17 protein-coding genes are annotated in these 19550 nt (G+C 58.5%); 15 read left to right on the top strand and 2 right to left on the bottom strand.

Going from position 1 to position 19550, the window contains the following annotated elements; translation table 11 throughout:
• The 3 genes from EDC14_RS19930 to EDC14_RS19940 form a co-directional block, all read left to right on the top strand.
• Positions 1–1053, top strand: a 1053-nt coding sequence (locus EDC14_RS19930) for an ABC transporter substrate-binding protein (RefSeq protein ID WP_207930761.1), incomplete at its 5' end; no start/stop codon positions are given.
• Positions 1054–1119: 66 nt separating this feature from the next.
• Positions 1120–1998: a carbohydrate ABC transporter permease gene (locus tag EDC14_RS19935; RefSeq protein WP_132016084.1), complete on the top strand. Its 879-nt coding sequence runs from the start codon at positions 1120–1122 to the stop codon at positions 1996–1998.
• 251 nt (positions 1999–2249) lie between these two features.
• Entirely contained in the window at positions 2250–3086 is an 837-nt protein-coding gene (locus tag EDC14_RS19940) for a carbohydrate ABC transporter permease (protein WP_132016085.1), read from the top strand.
• Positions 3087–3449: 363 nt separating this feature from the next.
• Here EDC14_RS19940 and EDC14_RS19945 read toward each other — a convergent pair whose 3' ends face one another.
• Positions 3450–4436 carry a magnesium transporter CorA family protein gene (locus EDC14_RS19945; RefSeq protein WP_132016086.1) on the bottom strand — a complete coding sequence of 329 codons (987 nt, stop codon included), beginning with the start codon at positions 4434–4436 and terminating at the stop codon, positions 3450–3452.
• Between the two features lie 384 nt (positions 4437–4820).
• On the opposite strand from EDC14_RS19945, the gene EDC14_RS19950 reads away from it, so the two are divergent.
• The gene (locus EDC14_RS19950; protein WP_132016087.1) at positions 4821–5426 is read left to right on the top strand and encodes a TetR/AcrR family transcriptional regulator; all 606 of its coding nucleotides are present in this window, start codon (positions 4821–4823) and stop codon (positions 5424–5426) included.
• Between the two features lie 137 nt (positions 5427–5563).
• On the opposite strand, the gene EDC14_RS19955 is transcribed toward EDC14_RS19950, so the two are convergent.
• A complete protein-coding gene (locus tag EDC14_RS19955; protein WP_132016088.1) occupies positions 5564–6211 on the bottom strand; it encodes an outer membrane beta-barrel protein in 648 nt (215 codons plus the stop codon).
• 301 nt (positions 6212–6512) lie between these two features.
• On the opposite strand from EDC14_RS19955, the gene EDC14_RS19960 reads away from it, so the two are divergent.
• From EDC14_RS19960 to EDC14_RS20010, 11 genes are all read left to right on the top strand, one after another.
• Positions 6513–7136: a nitroreductase family protein gene (locus tag EDC14_RS19960; protein ID WP_132016089.1), complete on the top strand. Its 624-nt coding sequence runs from the start codon at positions 6513–6515 to the stop codon at positions 7134–7136.
• 292 nt (positions 7137–7428) lie between these two features.
• On the top strand, positions 7429–8226 hold the full coding sequence (locus EDC14_RS19965) for a CheR family methyltransferase (protein WP_243663038.1): 798 nt from the start codon (positions 7429–7431) through the stop codon (positions 8224–8226).
• On the top strand, positions 8223–8588 hold the full coding sequence (gene acpS / locus EDC14_RS19970; RefSeq protein ID WP_132016090.1) for a holo-ACP synthase: 366 nt from the start codon (positions 8223–8225) through the stop codon (positions 8586–8588). Before EDC14_RS19965 ends, acpS begins: the two co-directional genes overlap by 4 nt.
• Positions 8557–10071 carry an NAD(P)H-hydrate dehydratase gene (locus tag EDC14_RS19975; RefSeq protein ID WP_243663039.1) on the top strand — a complete coding sequence of 505 codons (1515 nt, stop codon included), beginning with the start codon at positions 8557–8559 and terminating at the stop codon, positions 10069–10071. Before acpS ends, EDC14_RS19975 begins: the two co-directional genes overlap by 32 nt.
• 55 nt (positions 10072–10126) lie before the next feature.
• Positions 10127–11281, top strand: a complete 1155-nt coding sequence (gene alr, locus EDC14_RS19980; RefSeq protein WP_243663040.1) for an alanine racemase — start codon at positions 10127–10129, stop codon at positions 11279–11281.
• Complete coding sequence (locus EDC14_RS19985) at positions 11268–11510, top strand: lipoyl domain-containing protein (protein ID WP_132016091.1); 243 nt, start codon at positions 11268–11270, stop codon at positions 11508–11510. The genes alr and EDC14_RS19985 overlap by 14 nt, the downstream gene beginning before the upstream one ends.
• Positions 11511–11571: 61 nt before the next feature.
• Positions 11572–12501 (top strand): glucodextranase DOMON-like domain-containing protein, encoded by a 930-nt coding sequence (locus EDC14_RS19990; RefSeq protein ID WP_132016092.1) that lies wholly within the window; start codon positions 11572–11574, stop codon positions 12499–12501.
• Between the two features lie 405 nt (positions 12502–12906).
• Positions 12907–15522 carry an aminotransferase class III-fold pyridoxal phosphate-dependent enzyme gene (locus tag EDC14_RS19995; protein ID WP_132016093.1) on the top strand — a complete coding sequence of 872 codons (2616 nt, stop codon included), beginning with the start codon at positions 12907–12909 and terminating at the stop codon, positions 15520–15522.
• Between the two features lie 182 nt (positions 15523–15704).
• Positions 15705–17690 carry a proton-conducting transporter transmembrane domain-containing protein gene (locus EDC14_RS20000; protein WP_165908172.1) on the top strand — a complete coding sequence of 662 codons (1986 nt, stop codon included), beginning with the start codon at positions 15705–15707 and terminating at the stop codon, positions 17688–17690.
• A 210-nt stretch (positions 17691–17900) separates the two neighbouring features.
• Entirely contained in the window at positions 17901–18833 is a 933-nt protein-coding gene (locus EDC14_RS20005; RefSeq protein ID WP_132016095.1) for a respiratory chain complex I subunit 1 family protein, read from the top strand.
• 36 nt (positions 18834–18869) lie between these two features.
• Positions 18870–19550: a hypothetical protein gene (locus tag EDC14_RS20010; protein ID WP_132016096.1), complete on the top strand. Its 681-nt coding sequence runs from the start codon at positions 18870–18872 to the stop codon at positions 19548–19550.

The raw sequence follows: 19550 nt of genomic DNA on the forward strand, positions 1-19550 counted from the left end.
TTGTCTCTCCTTATCTCTTTTAGCCATTTGATAAGTCGGACTTTTTTGCTGGATTTCTTATACCTTTTTTCAGTTCAAATAGCACAACAGGTTAAGTTAAATAAAGAATTCTTCAGCCTCGACCCTGCCACCGGACTGGATGGCAAGATCTACGGCTTGCCGTTGTACGGCGGCACCGACGCCTTGTTCTACAACCCGAAACTCTTCGAAGAAGCCGGCCTGGACCCGAACAAACCGCCCAAAACCTGGGCCGAACTTCAAGAATACGCCAAGAAACTGACCAAGCCGGAGAAGGGCCAATATGGCATGGGGATTTACGGCAAGACCGTCCATGCCGTCCGGATCATGCACTACATGAGCAATGCCGGCGCCAATGGCGACATTCTCCGCCTGAACCGCAAGAAGAACAACAGCTGGGACATTCTGGTCAACAGCCCGGCCTCGCTCAAGGCGTGGCAGTATTTGCGGAAGTTCGTCGATGATAAATCGATCCCGCCCAACACGGTGGAATTGACCTATCCCGACCTGATTAGCCTCTTCGCCCAGGGCAAAGTGGCGATGCTGACCACCGGACCTTGGGGAATCGCCACCATCAAGGCGGCCAATCCCAATATCGAGTTCCGGGTGGCGCTGCATCCGACGCCCGACGGCAAACCGCCCAAACTGCGCACCGCGCCTTTGATCACGGTCATCAGCAAGCGGAGCAAAAACCCGAATGAGGCCTATACCTTCTTGAAATACTTAACCATCCAGATCGGCGCGGAAATGGCCGGCAAGGGATACGGCGTGCTGACCCAGACCGCGGCTAACACGCCGCAAGTCAAAAATAACCCGATGATGAAGGTCTTCGCCGATCAACAGAAATACGCCTACTTCTCCGCGCAGGAGCTGTTGCTCGCCGAATGGCTGAAATGCAAGGACCAAGCCTGGGGTCCCGCCTGGGAAGGAATGCTGATGGGCAGCGTCAGTCCCAAGGAAGCCGTCAACCAGGCCGCCAAGCGGATCAAGGAAATCCTCGGAGACAAAGGAAATCTGATCTACCCCGTCAAATAAGTCAACATCAAGGTCCGGAGCCGCGGGTCGTCCCGCGGCTCCGGAATTCGCAAAGAGGTGGTACTGTTGGTCAAAAATCAGGTTCATTTTTCTTTGTCTTCGCCCAAGGCCGCGCCCTATGTCTTTGTCATGCCCGCTGTGCTGATCCTGGCCGCCTTGATCATTTACCCCACCGTCCTGGCGCTTCAAAACAGTTTGCAGACCGCGAACGGCTTCGGATTCGACAGTTACTTCAAGATCTTCCGGGACTCTTTGGTCTGGCAGACGCTCCTCAATACTTGCATCTTTACGGTCATCTCGGTGATCGGCCATTATCTTCTGGGCCTGGCCATCGCCTTGTTGACCAATGACCGGATCTACGGCAAAAGTTTCTTCCGGGTCTGTTTCTTGATCCCCTGGATGTTCCCGGCGGTGGTGCCCGGCATCATCTGGCGCTGGATGCTCCACGGCCAGTTCGGAATCGTCAATAGCTTCCTGCAACACCTGGGACTGATCGACAGTTACATCCCGTGGCTGGCCAGCCCCAATACGGCGCTGATCATGGTGATCCTGGCCAACATCTGGCGCGGCTTCCCACTGTATGTGGCGACGCTGCTGGCGGGATTGCAGACCATTCCGCGGGCGATGTATGACGCCGCCGAAGTGGATGGCGCCAACTGGTTCAGCACCTTCTGGTATGTGACGCTGCCCCAGTTGAAAGGGGTCTCCATCGTCATGCTGCTGACGGACACCATTTGGCAGTTTAATAACTTCACCATGGTTCAGACCATGACCATGGGCGGACCCGGACACTCCAGCGAGGTCCTGCCGACCTTGATCTATAAGAACGCCTTCAATTATAACGATTACGCGCTGGCGTCGGCGCTGGGAATTTTACTGCTGCTGGTGATGCTGATTCCGGGCTTCATCTATGTGTCGCATTCGCTGAAAAGCGATAAGGCGTGAGCGGGCCCGGCAGCGGGACGGACTGTGACGGCGGGGATGCCCGCCGGAGCGGCGCGGCGGAGTTATAGCCATTTCAATAAATAATGACCGTATTTTTTCAGAATAACGCGGTGAACCGCGATGATTCTGAAAAATACTCGCGATGAAAATTGAAATTGCTGTAGGAATAGCTGTCGCAGGCGCTTTGCAAGGGACGAAACGCAAAGGCGACAGCGGATGGACGCAGATTCTTAAAGAGGGGGAACTTTGAATTGCAGCGCAAAAAAGAGATCATGGTGACCACCTTGCGGACGGTGATGGCTTCGCTCTTATTGGGTTTGGTTTTGTTTCCGTTTTTATGGATTGTTCTGACCTCCTTCAAACCGTTAGCGGAAGCAATGACCGTGCCCCCCAAAGTTTTGCCGCAGCTATGGACCGTCAGCGCTTATGAGCGGTTGTTCGGTCCCAGGAATTTCAACATTTATATCGTCAACAGCCTGATCGTCGCCTGCTCCTCGGTGCTGCTCTCGACCATGCTCGGAGGCTGGACGGCTTACGGACTGTCGCGGTTCGGGTTCAAGGCGAAACCGCATGTGAATGCATTTATTCTGATCTGTCTGAGTTTCCCCGGCCCGTTGCTGGTGATCCCCTTCTTCCAACTCATGCTCAAGCTGCGGCTCTTTGATACGGTTTTGGCCCTGATCCTGGCCTATCTCACCTTCACGCTGCCTTTTATCACCTGGATGCTGAAGGCGTATTTCGATACCATCCCCAGGGAATTGGATGAAGCGGCGATCATCGACGGCTGCTCGCAATACGCCATTTTCTGGCGGATCATTCTGCCGCTGGCCAAACCGGGCTATGTGGCCACCGGCATCTACGCCTTTTTGAACGCCTGGAATGAATACATGTTCGGCTTGACCCTCACCAGTTCCGAAGCTTCCAAAACGCTGCCGGTGGCCCTGGGATCGCTGTTGGGCGAATTCATGACCGACTGGTCCTGCATCATGGCCGGAGCGGTGGTCGCGTCCCTGCCGGTGATCGTGGTCTTCTTCTTTATGCAGAAGCAATTGATCTACGGCTTGACCGGCGGGGCGGTCAAAGGCTGAACCCAAGGGTTGGCACTCAAGATCGATCTTCGGTAACTCAAGATCGATCTTTTATCATTCCAGATCGATCTTTTATGACTGAAGATCGATCTTCGGCGACTCAAGATCGATCTTTTATCATTCCAGATCGATCTTTTATGACCGCAGATCGATCTTCGGCAACTCAAGATCGATTTTTTGTCATTCCAGATCGATCGTTTGCGACTGAAGAGCGACCGTTTGTCGTTCGAGAGTGATGGTTGGGGATGGAAGATTGTTTTTCCCCAACCCAAAATGAATGGATAGACCCCTGATAAAGGACAAAAGGACCGGAACCGCCAAGCGGTCCCGGTCCTTGACGAGCCCTTCCCCGGCGGGAGCGGCTCAAAACATATTCTTCCGGCGCAGCAATAGAATGCCGATCCCGCAGAACAGCACCGACCCGAGCAGGACGATGAGAAAAGCGTGGGGCGAATGCTGCAGCGGCACCGCCACGTTCATGCCGAAAAAGCTGGCTACCATCGTCGGCAGCGCCAGTACGATGGTCACCGAGGTCAGGAACTTCATCACGATATTCAAGTTATTGGAGATGATCGAGGCGAAAGCATCCATGGTGCTGTTCAAAATATTGCTGTAGGTTTCGCACATCTCGATGGCTTGTTTATTCTCAGTGATCACGTCTTCCAGCAGATCCTCGTCGTCGGCGTACATCTTCAGGATCTGCGAGGTGATGACCGTGTCCGGATCGGGGTGAACCCGGACCAGTTTCAGCTGGGAACGGAGCAGCTTCTCCATGACGATGCCGTTGGCCCGGAGCGAGGTGGTGAAGTAGACCAGACTCTTGCCCAGGTTGAGCAGTTTGATCAGTTCCTCGTTCTTCATGGAGCGGTGCAGCTGTTGTTCGATCTCCGCCGATTTCTTATCGATCTGCTTCAGGTAGCGCAGATAATAAGTGGCGGTCTTAAAGAGCAGCTGCAACACGAAGCGGGTCTTTTTGAAGGTGAAAAACGAACGGTTCTTATTGCATTCAAACTCGTTCAACAGCGGGTTGTCCTTCAAACAGACCGTCACCAGGTTATTCTCGGTGACGATGATCCCCAGCGGAATGGTGTCATACGTCAAACTGGAGGCGCCGTTGGCCTCGAAGGGAATGTTGATCAAGATCAGCAACTGGCCGTCGTCCGGCTCGATCCGGGACCGTTCTTCCTCGTCCAAAGCCGCCCGCAACAGATCGGGCGGGATATTCAGCCGCTTTTCCACCTCGTTCAGCTCGGCCTCGGAAGGGTTGATCAAATTGATCCAAGCCCCCTTCTCGGCGATATCATGGACGGCGGTCAGCTCTTCGCCGACGGTTAAATAGCATTTGCGCATCGCTCGCTCCCCCTTTGCCATGATGGGAAAAATAAAATCAGGGCGGCTTATTACGTCATTATGCCCTGATTCGTCCAATTTCATGGAAATGGGAGCGCTCCGCCATGGCGTTAGGGAGCGGGGGATGGGACGGTGAGAGGCAATAAATGACCATAATAAGCCAATACTATCGGATAACCATCTTCGTCGGTCATTATCTGCACCTCCCGCTTGATTGCTCGATATTAGAAACCATTCTACCACTTCACTATACTCTCTCGCCTTTGGCTTGTCAATCGCTTTCACCGGATTGTAAAGGAAGAAAACGGGGCGTTCCGTCGAAAAGACTAATGTTTTGTCCCGGGATTTGCAGGGGAATGACAGAATATGGCGAAATAAAATAATATGGAGAGTATCGATAGCCATCGCAAAGAAATCATCATGGATGCCTTTATCCGGCTTTTGGGCCGTTTTGGGATCGATAAGACGACGATCCAGGATGTGGCCAAGGAGACCGGAATTGGCGTCGGCATCATCTATCAGGAGTTCAGCAATCGTGACGCCTTGGTCAAGGCGTGTCTCATCCGGATCAGCCGGAGCTTCATCTCCGGTTGCGCGCACATTGCCGAACAGGATGTGCCGCCGGAACAGCTATTGCATTGCTTCATCCAGCAGGTTTTCATCCAGATGAGCAAGTTTATCCAGGAAAACCGGGGTTTCCATCAATTTGTCAAGGAAAAGGGCTTCTTAGGCTTCTATCGCAGCCAGGCCGCCCCGGCCGATGAGATCAAGCAAGAACTGCTCTCCCTGATCAGCCGCATCCTGGAACGGGGAGTCCGGGACGGAGTCTTTGCGATGGAAGACGTTCCGAAAACCGCCAACCTGTTTCTGGAGGCTTTCAATATTTATTTCGTGCAGTTGATCCTGTCCAACCGGAACCTGGACGAGCTTTTGACCGATGTGGAGGCTATGTACCGTCTCTTGCTCCATGGCCTGAAAAGCCGGACTTGAGGGTCGCGGGCCGGAAGGCCCGAGTTGGCTTTGCTTTTTAAATCGTTGCACTTCGAGAAAGACGAATAAACCCGGCTCAGAGAGCCGGGTTTATTCGTTGCTTTACTGTTCGCCTACTTTGGAGGGGAGGGGAACATTTAAAAATTGTAGGAAACTCCGAGGGTCGCGCCATGGTTCTTGATTTTGCCGGATTGGTCGATGTCGGAGCTGACATAACGGTAGCCGAGGAAACCGGCGATTTGGTCGGTGAAGTTATAGCTGCCCTGGATTTTACCGATCAGGATGTCGGCGTCGTTGCCGTCATAGTATAAACCGGGCGCGTCGATGTCGCCGTCCACGGAGAAGCCCACCGAACCGGAGAGCGCGAATTTGTCGTTAATCTTGTAACTGGCATCGGCGCCGAGAATTGCGCCTTTGATTTTCCGGTCGACGTCTTTGTATTTCTCGTTGTAATAGCCTAAGGTCGCGTCGAGATTGAACTGATCATTTTGAAACACCCGGTAGCCGGCTTTAATTTCATAGGTGCGATAGTCCTGATCGCCACCGGTCGGCTTGCCGTTCTCTTCGGTTCCGGAGAGATACTCCAGACCCACCTTGAATTGGTCGAAGTTGTACTCGCCGCCGACTGCGAAGCCCAGATCCAAATCGCCATCTTTGGATGACAATTCGCTATCCCACTTGCCGGCGCCGAAACCCTCGACATACACGTTGCTGGCCATGGCCGCAGCGGATAAGGAGACGATCATGCAACCGACCAGCGTCAAGACGACTAACAATCTTTTCATAACAGTCACTCCTTTTGAATTTGTTTCACGTCGAAACGTGTTTACATGAATAATATTATCATTTATTCAAATTTTGTGAAGATCATTCCAAGAGGTTTTACAAAATGGTAACAACGGTTGGACCTGGTAATATAGTAAAAAACCGGCCGCGGCCCGGCGGGGTGGCGGGTCGCCGCACCGGCCGGAAAACGGAGCGACCCGGCGGCCCTTCATCTTTCCTTCACAAAACCGGATACACCGGATCCGCGGGGATATGTTATAATACACTCAAATTTGCGATATTCGTGAAAAGGAGCCGCGCATGGAAGAGACTCAACAATGGTATGACCGGAATTCAACCTTGAGCACCATCCGGGAACGGCATAGCATCCGGCAGTTCACCGATGAACCGGTGACGGATGAAATGATCCAAATCGTTTTGAAGGCGGCCAACCAGGCGCCCTCGGCCCATAATCAGCAGTCGTGGCGTTTCATTGTCATCCGGGGCGAGAAGAAACGGGAGCTGGTGGAGTTGGTGAACCGCCGGGCGTCCGGGTTCCCCAAATCCTCCTCGGTCCTGCTGCGGATGGCTTCGCGTTCCATCGCCAGCGCCCCGGCGGTGATTGCCGTCGCCAATACCGGCGATCTGATCGAGCACGGGACGCAGCTTTTCCAGGTAGAGCAAGAACTGGCGCATGATTTCTTCCGCACGATGGAGATTCAGAGTTCGGCGGCGGCGGTCCAGAATTTGTTGCTGGCTGCCACGTCCCTGGGATTGGCAACCGTCTGGCTGGGGATTCTATACCTATTAAAAGACGAAGTGCTGACCCTGCTCGGAGAGCCCAAAGGGGAGTTCATGGCGGTCATTCCCATCGGGTTTCCGCTGAAGGAAGCGCGCGGCCCGGCCAAGCGGCCGCTGGAAGCGATCGTGAAGTATCTCGACTAGAAGCGTTGTGATAAACCCTGTCCGAAGATCAGGGTGGACATAAAAGCTCAGAGAAGCAAGTGATAAAGTCGTTTAAAGCCTTTTAGCAAGAGAATTTCTAATTTGAAAGACTTTATCACACGGCTTCTAGAATGTGGCTTTCTGAACCGCAGCGGCGTAAAAGATCGCCGCTCGTGGATCTTGGTGGACGGTCCGGAATCGGATAATATAGAAGATAAACCCGCTCCGGGATGGAGGATTCATATTTTCGGGGTAGAATAATCACAGGAAGGAAAATTAAGGAGGAAACACCTTGCTTGATTATCTTTCCTTTAAAAAAATCGCGGGCGAACTGGCCGGAATTAATCTCGAGAATTATAAGAGCCAGCAGATGGACCGCAGAATTCATTCGCTGATGAATGCCTGGAAGATCGAGGACTACGATCAATTCTTGACGGTATTAAAGACTGACCCCCGTAAATACTTGGAATTTGAAAAGAAGCTGACGATCAATGTATCGGAGTTTTTTCGCAACCCGGAACGGTTCGCGGAGCTCCAAACCACCATTATCCCGCTGCTCGCCGCGGAAAGACGGAATTTTACAATCTGGAGCGCCGGCTGTTCCAACGGGGCGGAACCGTATTCGGTAGCCATCATCCTGCGCGAGTTAGGCCTGGAAAGCCGGGCGCGGCTTTTGGCGAGCGACGTCGACCGGATGATTCTGGCCCAAGCCGAACGGGCGGTTTACAGCCCGAATGAGGTCAAAAACCTGCCCCCGGAAATGCTCGCCAAATACTTCAGCCCCGAAGGGGAGCATTACCGCCTGGCGGTGGAGATCAAGCGGATGGTGGAGTTCGGCCACCAGGACCTGCTGCGGGACCCCTTCGAAACCGATCTGGACCTGATTATCTGCAGGAACGTGGTAATCTATTTCACCGAGACCGCCAAGGGACTGCTGTATGGCAAATTCCTGGCGGCTTTGCGGCCGGGCGGCTTTTTGCTGGTCGGCGGGACGGAACCGCTTTTAAACTACAGGCAAATGGGGTATGAGAGCTATATGCCGTCCTTTTACCGGAAACCCGCGCTTGAGGAAAGGAGCGAGGCCAGGTGATCATCGGAACCGGCGTGGATATGATCGAGATCGCCCGGATCGCCGCGGCCGCTCAAAACCCGCGCTTCCGGGAGCGGGTCTATACCCCGCGGGAATTGGCGGAGTCGGGGGCCGCGGGGCACCGGCTGGCCGGTTTTTTTGCGGCCAAGGAAGCGTTGCTGAAGGCCATGGGCACCGGATTATCCTCCTTTTCCTGGCGGGAAATGGAGATCGGCCATGACGCCCTGGGCGCGCCCAGGTTCGCGGTGAACGGCAAGATCCAAGATTTTTTGGCAGCCAAAGGCGTGGCGCGGATTCATTTGAGCATCTCCCATTCGCGGGAGTACGCCATTGCCCAGGTTGTTCTGGAAGAAGGCGGATGAGATGAGGGTGGTCTCGACCCGAGAGATGCAACGGATCGACCGTCTGGCGCAGGAAGAATACGGCATGCCCGGAGTGGTGCTGATGGAGCGGGCCGCCTTGGCGGTCCGGCAAGCGATGGCCGGGCGCTATGGCGCATTGCGGGGCAGACGGATCCATATTTACTGCGGCAAAGGGAACAACGGCGGCGACGGGCTGGCTTTGGCCCGCTTGCTGGCGGAGGATGGAGCGGAGGTCGCGGCGCTGTTGACCTTCGCGCCGGAAGAATGCCGGGGTTTGGCCCGCGAGAACCTGGAACGCTGCCGGACCTACGGGATTCCCGTGCAATCCTGGGCCGATCTGGAACCTCGCCAAGCCGGGGCCGCCGACATCATCGTCGACGCCCTGCTGGGGACCGGAGCGGCCGGGCCATTGCAAGGAAGCATCGCTGACGCGGTGGGAAGAATCCTGGAATTGGACCGGCCGGTGGTGGCGGTGGACGCTCCCACCGGCGTGGACATGGATAGCGGCCGGGTCGCCGGTCCGGCGATCCGGGCCGATCTGACCGTAACCTTCGGCCTACCCAAACCGGGGTTGCTCATCTTCCCCGGAGCGGATTATGTCGGCGAGCTCATCACGGCCGCCATCGGATTTCCCCGGCCGTTGCTTGAGGAGGACCCGCGGACCGTTTGGGCGACGCCGTCCGTTGTCCGGCCTTGGCTGCCGCTGCGGCCCGCCGATTCCCATAAGGGCAGCACGGGACACGTGTTGATCTGCGGCGGCAGCGCCGGGATGACGGGGGCGGTGGCCATCGCCGCGCTGGCGGCGTTGCGCGGCGGCGCCGGCCTGGTTACCGCGGCCTTGCGGCCGGGAATGCCCTTCGCGGAGAAGCCGCTGGAGGTCATGGCTACGGAGTGGCCGGCTCTGTCCGGAAGGTTGGAAGCCTATCGCGCCATCGTCGCCGGTCCGGGAATGGGCACGGCCCCGGACGGCCGGGAATTGCTGGCCGGCTTGTTGCGGGAGTCCGGGGCGCCGCTGGTGCTGGACGCCGACGCCTTGAATCTGCTCGCCGCGGAACCGGCCTTGCTCCGGGGGCATCCGGCGTCCCTGATTCTCACGCCGCACCCCGGCGAGATGGCCCGGCTCACCGGACTATCGGTCGCCGCCGTTCAGGCGGACCGCCTGGAAACCGCCAGGCGGTATGCGGCGGAGTGGAACGCGGTCGTGGTCCTGAAGGGCGCGCGGACGATCACCGCCTTGCCCACGGGCGAATCGTATATCAACTCCACCGGAAACCCGGGCATGGCCACGGCGGGCATGGGCGACGCCCTTTCCGGCTTGATCGCCGCGCTGCTGGCGCAAGGGCTGGTGCCTTGGCGGGCGGCGGCAGCCGCGGTTTTCCTGCACGGGTTGGCCGGCGACAACGCCGCCGGCCGGCTGGGTCCGGCTGGGATTCTGGCCAGCGATGTGATCGGGGAGTTTCCGGTGGCATTAAAAGCGTTGTGATAACCCAGTCCGAAGGTCAGGGTGAACACAAAAGCTCAGAGAAGGTGTTGGAAGGTTGAGTCGTTATCATCAGCGGATCCGGCCGGTCTGGGCCGAGATCGATCTGGCGGCCATCCGTCATAATATGGGCGCGATTAAGAAGTTGGTCGGGCCGGCGGTGGAAGTGATGGCGGTGGTGAAGGCCGAAGCCTACGGGCATGGCGCGGTTCCGGTCGCCCGGGCCGCTTTGGAGGCCGGTGCTACCTGGCTGGGAGTTTCATTGCCCGAGGAAGGGGTCGCCCTGCGCCAGGCGGGATTGGACGCGCCGATCCTGATCTTCAGTCCGCTCCAGGCGGATCAGGCGCCGGAGGTGGTGGCCCACGATCTGACGCCGTGCGTCTGCTGGCTGGAGGCGGTGACGGCGCTGTCCGGGGAGGCGGTTCGCGCCGGCAAGGAAGCCGCGGTCCATGTCAAGGTCGATACCGGCATGGGGCGGGTGGGCGTCCGGCCCGGGGAGGCGGCCGAATTCATCGGCGCCCTACGGCGCATGCCCGGCATCAAGGTGGGCGGCGTCTTCTCGCATCTGGCCACCGCCGATGAACGGGATAAAAGCTATGCGCGCCTGCAGATCGACAATTTTACGCGCATGGCGGCCGAGCTGGAACAACAGGGGTTGCTCCCGCCCAAGGCGCATCTGGCCAACAGCGCCGGAGTCATGGAACTGCCGCAGGCCTACTTCAACCTGGTCCGGCCGGGGATTATCATGTATGGGCTTTACCCGTCGGACGAGGTCGATAAGAGTAAGATTCGCCTGGAGCCGGCTTTCAGCCTGAAGGCGCAGATCAGTTTCGTCAAGCGGGTGCCGTCCGGAACCGGCATCAGCTATGGTCAGCGCTATCATACCGGCCGCGAGACGACGATAGCCACGATCCCCATCGGCTACGCCGACGGCTGGACGCGGCTCCTGACCCATAAGGCCCAGGCCCTGGTGAATGGGAAGAAGTACCCCATCGTCGGAACCATCTGCATGGACCAGTGCATGATCGACGTGGGCGACGAACCGGTGGCCATCGGACAGGAAGTGGTGCTGATCGGAACCCAGAACGGCGCGACGATTTCCGTCGATGACGTTGCCGCCCAATTGGGCACGATCAACTATGAGATCATCTGTATGATCAGCGACCGCGTGCCGCGGATCTACCGGGACGGGAGCTCCGATGCGCAAAATTGAAATTAAAATGCCGTTTCTCGGCCCGGAAGAGACCGCGTACGAACTGGTGCGCTGGTTAGTCCCGGCCGGAGCGGCGGTCGAGATCGATCAAGACATTCTGGAACTCATGGTCGACGGCGCCCTATTTCAACTGCCATCGCCCCTGGACGGCGTGCTCTTGTCCAGGGAGGCCGAACCCGGCGACTGGATCGAGACGGGCCAGGTATTGGCGATCGTGGCCGTCGAGTAACGAAGAAGCCGGTCTATTCCCCCGCCCCCGCGCATAAATCTATGATGTGGGGGTGTTTTTATTGAGAAGATTCATTTGGATTCCCGTCCTCGTGCTCTTGGTCCTCTGCATGACCGGTGCTGCCGCCACTCCCGAGGTTTACTTCCAAATGAAGGACCCGCCCGGCGACGAACACGGTTATGGCGCCTATCAGTATCCGAGCAACCTGGCGTTCAAACCGTACCAGGGGCTGTTCGACATCACCGAGTTTAAGGTATGGCAAGAAAAGCCGGGCGAGATTGCGTTCGATACCGCTTTTGCCAACAATACCAACCCGTGGATGGCGCCGGAAGGATTCATCCATCAAAATCTGCGGGTCTTTGTGGATTCCCTCCCCAATCAGGGCGCGACGGGCCTGATGCATCAGGGAGCCTATGTCCGGTTTGATGCCAAGTACGCCTGGGATTTCTGCCTGCGGATCGCCGGCTGGGGGAATAGCCAGCTGATTACGGCCACCGCCGATCAAAAATGGCAGATCCGGCCGCTCCGGACGATGATGATGGGGGATAACCGCACGCTCCGGGCGGTCGTTCCGGAAAAGCTGGTGGGTAAGCCCGGCCGGAACTGGCATTACTACGTGCTGGTCGGATCCTACGACGGTTTTGGGGAAGATTTCTTCCGCCGGGTGATGAAGGACCCGGGGGAATGGGTCATCGGCGGCGGGTATGACGAGGTTCTCGAGCCGCAGGTGATGGACATTGTGGCGGCGGACAATGCCAGCCAGGTCAAACAGCTCCGCTCCTTCGACCTCCAGACCGGGCAACTGGCCATGCTGCAGCCGGTCGGCGCGGATCTGGCGGGCTGGAGGCTGCCGGGATGGCTCCGAATCCTGTTGCTGCTGCTCCTGGTGGTGCTGATCGGATTCCTGACCTACCGCTTGATCAAGCGGCGGGGCCAGATCAGCTGGTTCTGGGTCCCCAACCGGGAATCCAAAACCAAAAAGGGCGCGTAAGCGCCTTTTTCATTTGAGGCAGCCGTTCGGCCGGACTTTGCCGGGCGGGAGAGCACGCGAGAGGTTCCGCCGGTTCGGCTGGCGTTTCCAGTCGGACTCCGAAAAAATCCCAGGGATTTAAAGTTTTCTTAAAAGTGTAAAATCCAGTTGCAGGGCTTATGGATTCCCGGAACACGGGAGAGACTATCCCTGAGCCGTGGTAAATCAAGGTTGACCGAGCATTTTTTTAGTGCTAAACTTATTTTGACTTTTTATACTCACTCCGCGGACATGATTGCTTAACCTGGAGATAATCTTTCAGTCACGAAGCTGCGAGAAGAATTTCGCCTCTCCATACAAATTTGTAAGATTATTCCATGGAATTTTGAAAATAGAAATTCGTTATAAGGCTTATGGAGGACCAATATGCATCCTTATGCGGAATATGTCAATCCGGTTCTGGGGAAACGGCTACATCAACTGAATATGGACAAGATCTTCCGGCGCGGCCGGGGCTGCGAGCTGGTGGACGACGCGGGCCATACATATCTCGATTTTATCGCTTCGTATGGCGCCTTGCCGTTCGGCTTCAACCCTCCCGAGATTTGGGAAGCCATCCGGACGGTGGCTGAGACTCAGGAGCCCAGCTTCATTCAACCCTCGGCCTTGGATGCCGCCGGGATGCTGGCCCGGGAGTTGGTGCGGATCGCTCCGCCGGGATTGCGCTATGTGACGTTCGCCAACAGCGGCGCCGAAGCCATCGAGGCTGCCTTTAAGCTGGCCCGCATCTACACCAAACGGCCGGGAATTCTGACCACCCACAATAGTTTTCATGGCAAGACCCTGGGAGCGCTCTCCGCCACCGGCAAAGATTCCTATCAAAAAGGCTTTGGCGCGCCGGTTCCCGGATTCGACCGGACGGTATTCGGCGACATCGGGCAGCTGGCGGCGGCGCTGGCGGCCAAGCCCGATTACTACGCGGCTTTCGTGGTGGAGCCGATTCAGGGCGAGGGCGGGATCATCATTCCGCCGGACGGCTATCTGCGGGAGGCTTTGGAACTCTGCCACAGCCACGGGGTGCTGATGATCGTCGACGAGGTCCAGACCGGGCTGGGGCGGACCGGGCGGTTTTTCGCCTGCCAAGCCGAGGGGATCAGCCCGGACATCATGACCGTCGCCAAGGCGTTGGGCGGCGGAATCATGCCGATCGGCGCCTGCCTGTGCACGGCCGAGGTTTATACCGACGATTTCGGCGAGAAGCACTCCTCCACCTTTGCGGGGAACACGTTGGCCTGCCGGGTCGGGCTCAAGGTCCTGGAGATGCTCACCCGGGACGATGGCCGGCTGCTGCGGGAGGTCGCCGCCAACGGGGAGTTCCTGCTCCGGGGATTGCAAAAGCTGCGGGAGCGTTATCCGCAGGTGATCGCCGCGGTGCGCGGCCGGGGCTTGATGCTCGGGTTGGAGCTGGGCGTCTCCCAGGAGAACCTGCCCGATTCCTTGCTCGGGATTATGGCTGACCAGGAGTTTCTGTCGCCGGTGGTCTCCAGTTACTTATTGAATGTGGAACGGTTACGGGTCGCGCCGACCCTGAACGGAGCCTCGGTCATCCGTCTGGAGCCGCCGCTCATCGTCACCCGGGCCCAGTGCGAACGGGCCTTGGAGTCACTGGAGCGGATGGCCAAGCGTTTGGCCACTGGCAATACCGCGGCATTCCTTTGCCATCTGGTAGGGGCCGAGCCTCCGGCGGTAACGGTCCGGGAGATCCCGCCCAAGCCGCTGGCCAAACCGACCGGCGATCCGGCCGAGGGCCGGTTTGCTTTCCTGGTGCACCCGTTGTACCTGAAGAATTATAGCGAATTCGACGAGGCGCTGCAGAGTTTCTCCGAACGGGAGATGCAGGATCTGATCTGGCGTTGGAACGATCTGGTGGAGCCTTTCGTCTGCGGCCGGACCCGGATCACCTCCAAAACCGGCCAGCAGGCTTACGGCGAGTTCATCTGCGTCTGCCGCACCTCCGAAGAGCTGATGGCGATGCCCAAGGAACAGGCGCTGAAAGAGCTGGGAGCCGCAGTGCGGCTGGCCCGGGAACGGGGCGCAGGCATCGTCGGCCTCGGCGCCTATACTTCGGTGGTGACCAAAGGCGGCCGGGAGCTGCGTAACTTGGGTGTGGCCATTACCACCGGCAACAGCTACACGGTGGCCGCCGCCGCCGAGGCCGCGCTGGAAGCCGCCCGCCGGCTGGAGATTCCGGTGCAGGAATCCATCGCCGCGGTGGTCGGCGCCACCGGCTCCATCGGCCGGGCCGTCGCCATGCTCCTGGCCGAGAAGGTCCATTCGCTGGTGCTGATCGGCAATCCGGCCAACCAGGAGCATAGCCGGAGGCGTCTGATGAAGGTGGCCGCCGAGATCTATCAGCACTTGAACCGGGAATCTTTCACGGGCGGCGGCGCCATCGCCGAGTTTGTCCGGAATCACCCGCGGATCCCCCATCCCGGGGCGCCGCTCGAGGAGTATCAAGCCTTCGCCGAAAGCGTCATCGGCAAGTCGCCGGTGATCTACACCGTGGATCTGAAACACTTCCTGCCGCTGGCGGATCTGGTGGTGACAGCCACCAGTCAGGTCAATAGCCTGATCACGCCGGAGATGCTGAAGTTCGGGGCCATCGTCTGCGACGTGGCCCGGCCCCAGGATGTCAGCGCCGAGGTGAAGGACGCCCGTCCCGACGTGCTGGTGATCGACGGCGGCGTCATGGCTGTGCCCGGCTTGCCCGATCTGGGCTGGAATTTCGGTTTTGAGAAAGGCCTCGCCTACGCCTGCATGTCCGAGACGTTCATGCTGGCCCTGGAGCAGGATTACCGCCATTACAGCCTGGGCATCGACATCAGCATGGAGACCATCGCGTACACCAAGCGGTTGGCCCGGAAGCACGGCTTTCAGTTGGCCGGGTTCCGCAGCTTCGACCGGCCGCTGGCCCAGGAGGCGTGGGATGCGGTACTGGAGGCGCGCGGCCGCTCCTTGAAGCAAACCGTGGCCAGCCTGTAGTCTTCGGACCCGGTAGGGGATTGGCAATGATAAACCGGCGCAAGCCGGTTTTTTGATGGAGTGCGCGGGAATTCCGCTTCGTTACTTTTCATTTAAATTTAGCCTAATCTCAATTGACATCCGTCAAACAGCATGGTATCTTGAAAAAGTTGTAATCTGACGGATGAGATTGAGGGATTGCCGTGAAGGATTGGATCGAATTTGGATGCGGTTTGATAGGATTACTATATCTTGCGGCGGTTGGCGGTGCGTTTGGCGGGAGAACCAGACAGCACCGCTTTTATTTTTGGAGCAATTGGGGAGCGCTCGCGGCCGGCGTGGTTACCGTCGTTGTCGCCCTGCTGGTCTTGGTGACCGGCGTGGACTGGAGCGCGACTTTTCAGGGACCGCTCGCCTGGATGCAACTGACGTTCCGGCTGGACGGCCTTGCGGCGTTTTTCCTTTTCACTCTGGGGCTCCTGGCCAGCCTCGTCGCGATCTACGCTTTGGGGTATGAGTGCCATATCACCCGCTCGGTGGCAATCTTCCAGCCGCTGTTTCTGCTGTCCCTCACCGGCCTGCTTGCCGCCTCCGACATCCTGTCGTTCCTCTTCTTTTGGGAGCTTATGAGCCTGACCTCTTATTTTTTGATTGTGGCCGGGTCCGGGGGCGGGCCCAAGAAAGCGGGCTTTCTTTATCTGATGATGACGCAGTTCGGGACGGCCTTTATCATGCTGGCGGTCCTGACCTTGGCGGCCGGCAGCGGGGGCACTTCGTTTGCCGGCTTGAATACGGCCGGGATGGCGCCCGCCTGGCGCGGCGCTTTGCTGGTCGCCTTGTTCATTGGGTTCGGGACCAAGGCGGGCATCGTGCCGCTCCATATCTGGCTCCCCAAGGCCCATCCGGCGGCTCCCGCCCCGGTATCGGCGCTGCTGTCCGGTTTCATGATCAAGGCTGCGTTGTACGGGTTGTTGCGTTTCGTCGGCTTTTTCCAGACGGAGGCGTGGTTTGGGGCGCTTTTGATGCTGATGGGAGGGATCAGCGCCGTTTTGGGGATCTTATATGCTTTCATGGCGAAGGATTTCAAACGGCTCCTGGCTTATTGCAGCATCGAAAACATGGGGCTCCTCTTCCTGACGGCCGGGGTGTTTTGCTGGGGCTACGCGCTGGGAAACGGCCGTTTGACCGGACTGGCCCTGGCCGCGCTGGAGATGCATCTGTTGAACCACGCTTTGTTTAAAGGATTATTATTCATGTCCGCCGGCGCGCTGTTGCAAGGGTGCGGGACGGTGGACCTGGATAAAATGGGCGGGCTCATCCAGCGGATGCCCCAAACCGCCTGCTTCACCCTGATCGGCTGCATGGCCGGGGCCGGACTGCCGCTGGTCAGCGGTTTCGTCAGCGAATGGCTGATCCTGCAAATGCTCTTCCTGGCCGCCCTCCTGGCGCCGCTGGCCTGGATGAAGCTGATCGTTTTCACCGGCATCGGGATGGTGGCCCTAAGCGCCGGATTGGCCGGCGCCACTTTTGTCAAACTGTTCGGCACTGCTTTCCTGGCCTTGCCCCGTTCGCCCCAGAGCCGGGCGGCCCGCGAGGTGAACCGGCAGATGCGGCTGGCGATGGGCCTGGCGGCCGGCTGCTGCCTGTTGCTGGGGATCGTTCCGTGGCTCGGCTGGCGGCTGATCAGCTTCAGCAGCGGCCGGCTGGGCCGGGACGGCGCGGTCGCTTCCCATCCGGTGATGGCCGGCGGCTTGTTCGGGGAGGTATCCGGGCAGCTGGCGGGGATCCTGGCGGTTCTGGCCATCGTGGCCCTGACGGTCTGGCTGGTCCGCCGTAAACTGGCCTGGCGGACCGGGACCACTTGGAACTGCGGCGCGACATTGCAACCGTCGATGGGGTATACCGGAACCGGTTTCGCGAAAATGGGCCGGCTGGCCTTCGGCTTCTGGCTCCGTCCGCAACGCCGGGTGCTGCGGCCCGCGGCGGAACATCCGCTTTTCCCCGGGCCTCTGGAATACCGCAGCCAGTTGCCTTCGCATTTTGAAGAACGGCTTTACCGGCCGGGCGCCCGGCTGTTATTGAAAGTATCCGCCCAGGTCCGGCGGGTCCAGGCCGGCAGCATCAAGCTCTATCTCGGTTACATCCTGGCGGTCCTGGTATTGCTGCTGATATATATCCGGTGGTTTTAAAAGCGTTGTGATAAACCCCGTCCGAAGGTCGGGGTGAATACAAAAGCTCAGAAAAGCAAGTGATAAAGTCGTTTTTTAGTCCATTGAAAAGGATGATTTCCGAATTTGAGGACTTTATCTCATGGCTTTTAAAAGCGTTATGACACACATCGGATACAAGAAGGAATCATCTCTCATCTTTTCACTTCCAGAAGGGGCGGACTAGAAAATATGGCGGATTTTTTGGGAATCGGGTTCCAATGGCTCTTCGGGCTGCTGCTGGCGCCGGTTTTGGGCGGCGCGATCAAGCTGGCCAAGGCCCGGCTGCAACACCGGCAGGGGCCGCCGTTGCTCCAGCCCTGGTATGACCTTATGAAACTCTTCCGGAAACGAATGGTGCTTTCCGGGACGACTTCATGGCTGTTCCGGGTCCCGCCCTTTCTGGAGATCGGCGTGGCGCTCGGCTTGTTGCTGGTAGTGCCCGGGCCTTTCCGGGCCGGCGCGGCTTTTCCGTTCGGCGCGGACCTGGTGGCGCTGCTCTATCTGATGGCGCTGGCGCGGTTCTTCTCCGCCCTGGCCGGGCTGGACGCCGGGAGCGCCTTCGGCGGGATGGGCAGCAGCCGCGAGATGACCCTGGCGGCCCTGATCGAACCGGGCTTGGTTCTGATCCTCTTTTTGCTGGGCTTCAAGGCCGGCAGCCTGAGTCTGAACCCGCTCTTTCACTGGGCGGCCCAGGATCCGGGCTGGATCCTTTCGCCGCTGCACCTCTTGACGGGGGTGGCCTATTTCATGCTGATGATCGCCGAGACCGGCCGGATTCCGGTGGACAATCCCGATACCCACCTGGAACTGACCATGATCCATGAGGGGATGATCCTGGAATACTCCGGGCCGTTTCTGGCCCTGATCAACTGGGCGGCCTGGATCCGGCAGTACCTCTTCTTCAGCATCTTCATCCAGCTGTTTTGGCCGGTTCCGGCCTACGGCGGGTTCCCCGGGCCGTTCCTCAGCCTGGCGGACTTCTGTCTGAAGCTGGCCTTGGTCGGCGGCCTGGTAGCGCTGGTGGAGTCGCTCCTGGCCAAGATGCGGTTGTTGAAAGCGCCCCGGTTGTTATGGGCGGCATTCGCCTTTGGGGTCCTGGGGTTATTGACGGCGATTTTTTAATCATGGGTGGATGAACCGGCGATAAGGAGGATCTCCATGTTCGAAAACTCCCTGCACAATCTGAGTCATGTGGCCATTCCCGGGTGGGACCTGGGGCTGGTGGCCGCGGCGCTGACCACGGTGCTCATTTGCCTGGCCAAGAAGTACCGGAATATGACGTTGCTCCTCATCATTCAGGCCTGCTGCCTGTCGGCGCTGACCTTCTTTCTGGGCCTGGCCAGCGGCGAGGCGCACCTGCTCCTGGCGGGCCTGGCCAATCTGGCGTTCAAAGGCGCGGTCATCCCCTACTTGCTCTGGGCATCCTTGAGAAAGGCCGGCCTGGACCGGCGCAAGGACGAGCGGTTCTCGGTGCTGGCGGCCGGCGTCTGGATCGGCGCCATCGCCCTGTTGACGGTGTTCCTGACCCCGCCGCTGCTGGCGGCGGCGCCGGTCCTCTCCGGCCGCACCCTGCAGTGCGGCTTGGCCGGCATCTTTTTGGGGCTGTGGATGATGATCTTTCGCAACTTCCTTTATTCCCAGGTGGCGGGGTTGCTGTTGATGGAGAACGGCCTGTACCTGGTGGCCTTGGCGTTGACCTCGGGCATGCCGGTGCTGATCGAGTTGGGGATCATGTTCGACCTTTTTGTGGCGGTGGTGGTGGTCGGCATCCTGCTGGAACGGGTACGCCGACTCTTTGAGACGACCGCGATCGATCAATTGAAACAATTGCGAGGATAA

It is taken from the genome of Hydrogenispora ethanolica, assembly GCF_004340685.1.
In the GTDB taxonomy this organism is placed as follows: Bacteria; Bacillota; UBA4882; order UBA8346; family UBA8346; genus Hydrogenispora; species Hydrogenispora ethanolica.

Bases quoted from the DNA above. Each gene is read 5' to 3' on its own strand.
- EDC14_RS19945 (WP_132016086.1), bottom strand. From the start codon at position 4,436: ATGCGCAAATGCTATTTAACCGTCGGCGAAGAGCTGACCGCCGTCCAT.
- EDC14_RS19950 (WP_132016087.1), top strand. From the start codon at position 4,821: ATGGAGAGTATCGATAGCCATCGCAAAGAAATCATCATGGATGCCTTT.
- EDC14_RS19955 (WP_132016088.1), bottom strand. From the start codon at position 6,211: ATGAAAAGATTGTTAGTCGTCTTGACGCTGGTCGGTTGCATGATCGTC.
- EDC14_RS19960 (WP_132016089.1), top strand. From the start codon at position 6,513: ATGGAAGAGACTCAACAATGGTATGACCGGAATTCAACCTTGAGCACC.
- EDC14_RS19985 (WP_132016091.1), top strand. From the start codon at position 11,268: ATGCGCAAAATTGAAATTAAAATGCCGTTTCTCGGCCCGGAAGAGACC.
- EDC14_RS19995 (WP_132016093.1), top strand. From the start codon at position 12,907: ATGCATCCTTATGCGGAATATGTCAATCCGGTTCTGGGGAAACGGCTA.
- EDC14_RS20005 (WP_132016095.1), top strand. From the start codon at position 17,901: ATGGCGGATTTTTTGGGAATCGGGTTCCAATGGCTCTTCGGGCTGCTG.
- EDC14_RS20010 (WP_132016096.1), top strand. From the start codon at position 18,870: ATGTTCGAAAACTCCCTGCACAATCTGAGTCATGTGGCCATTCCCGGG.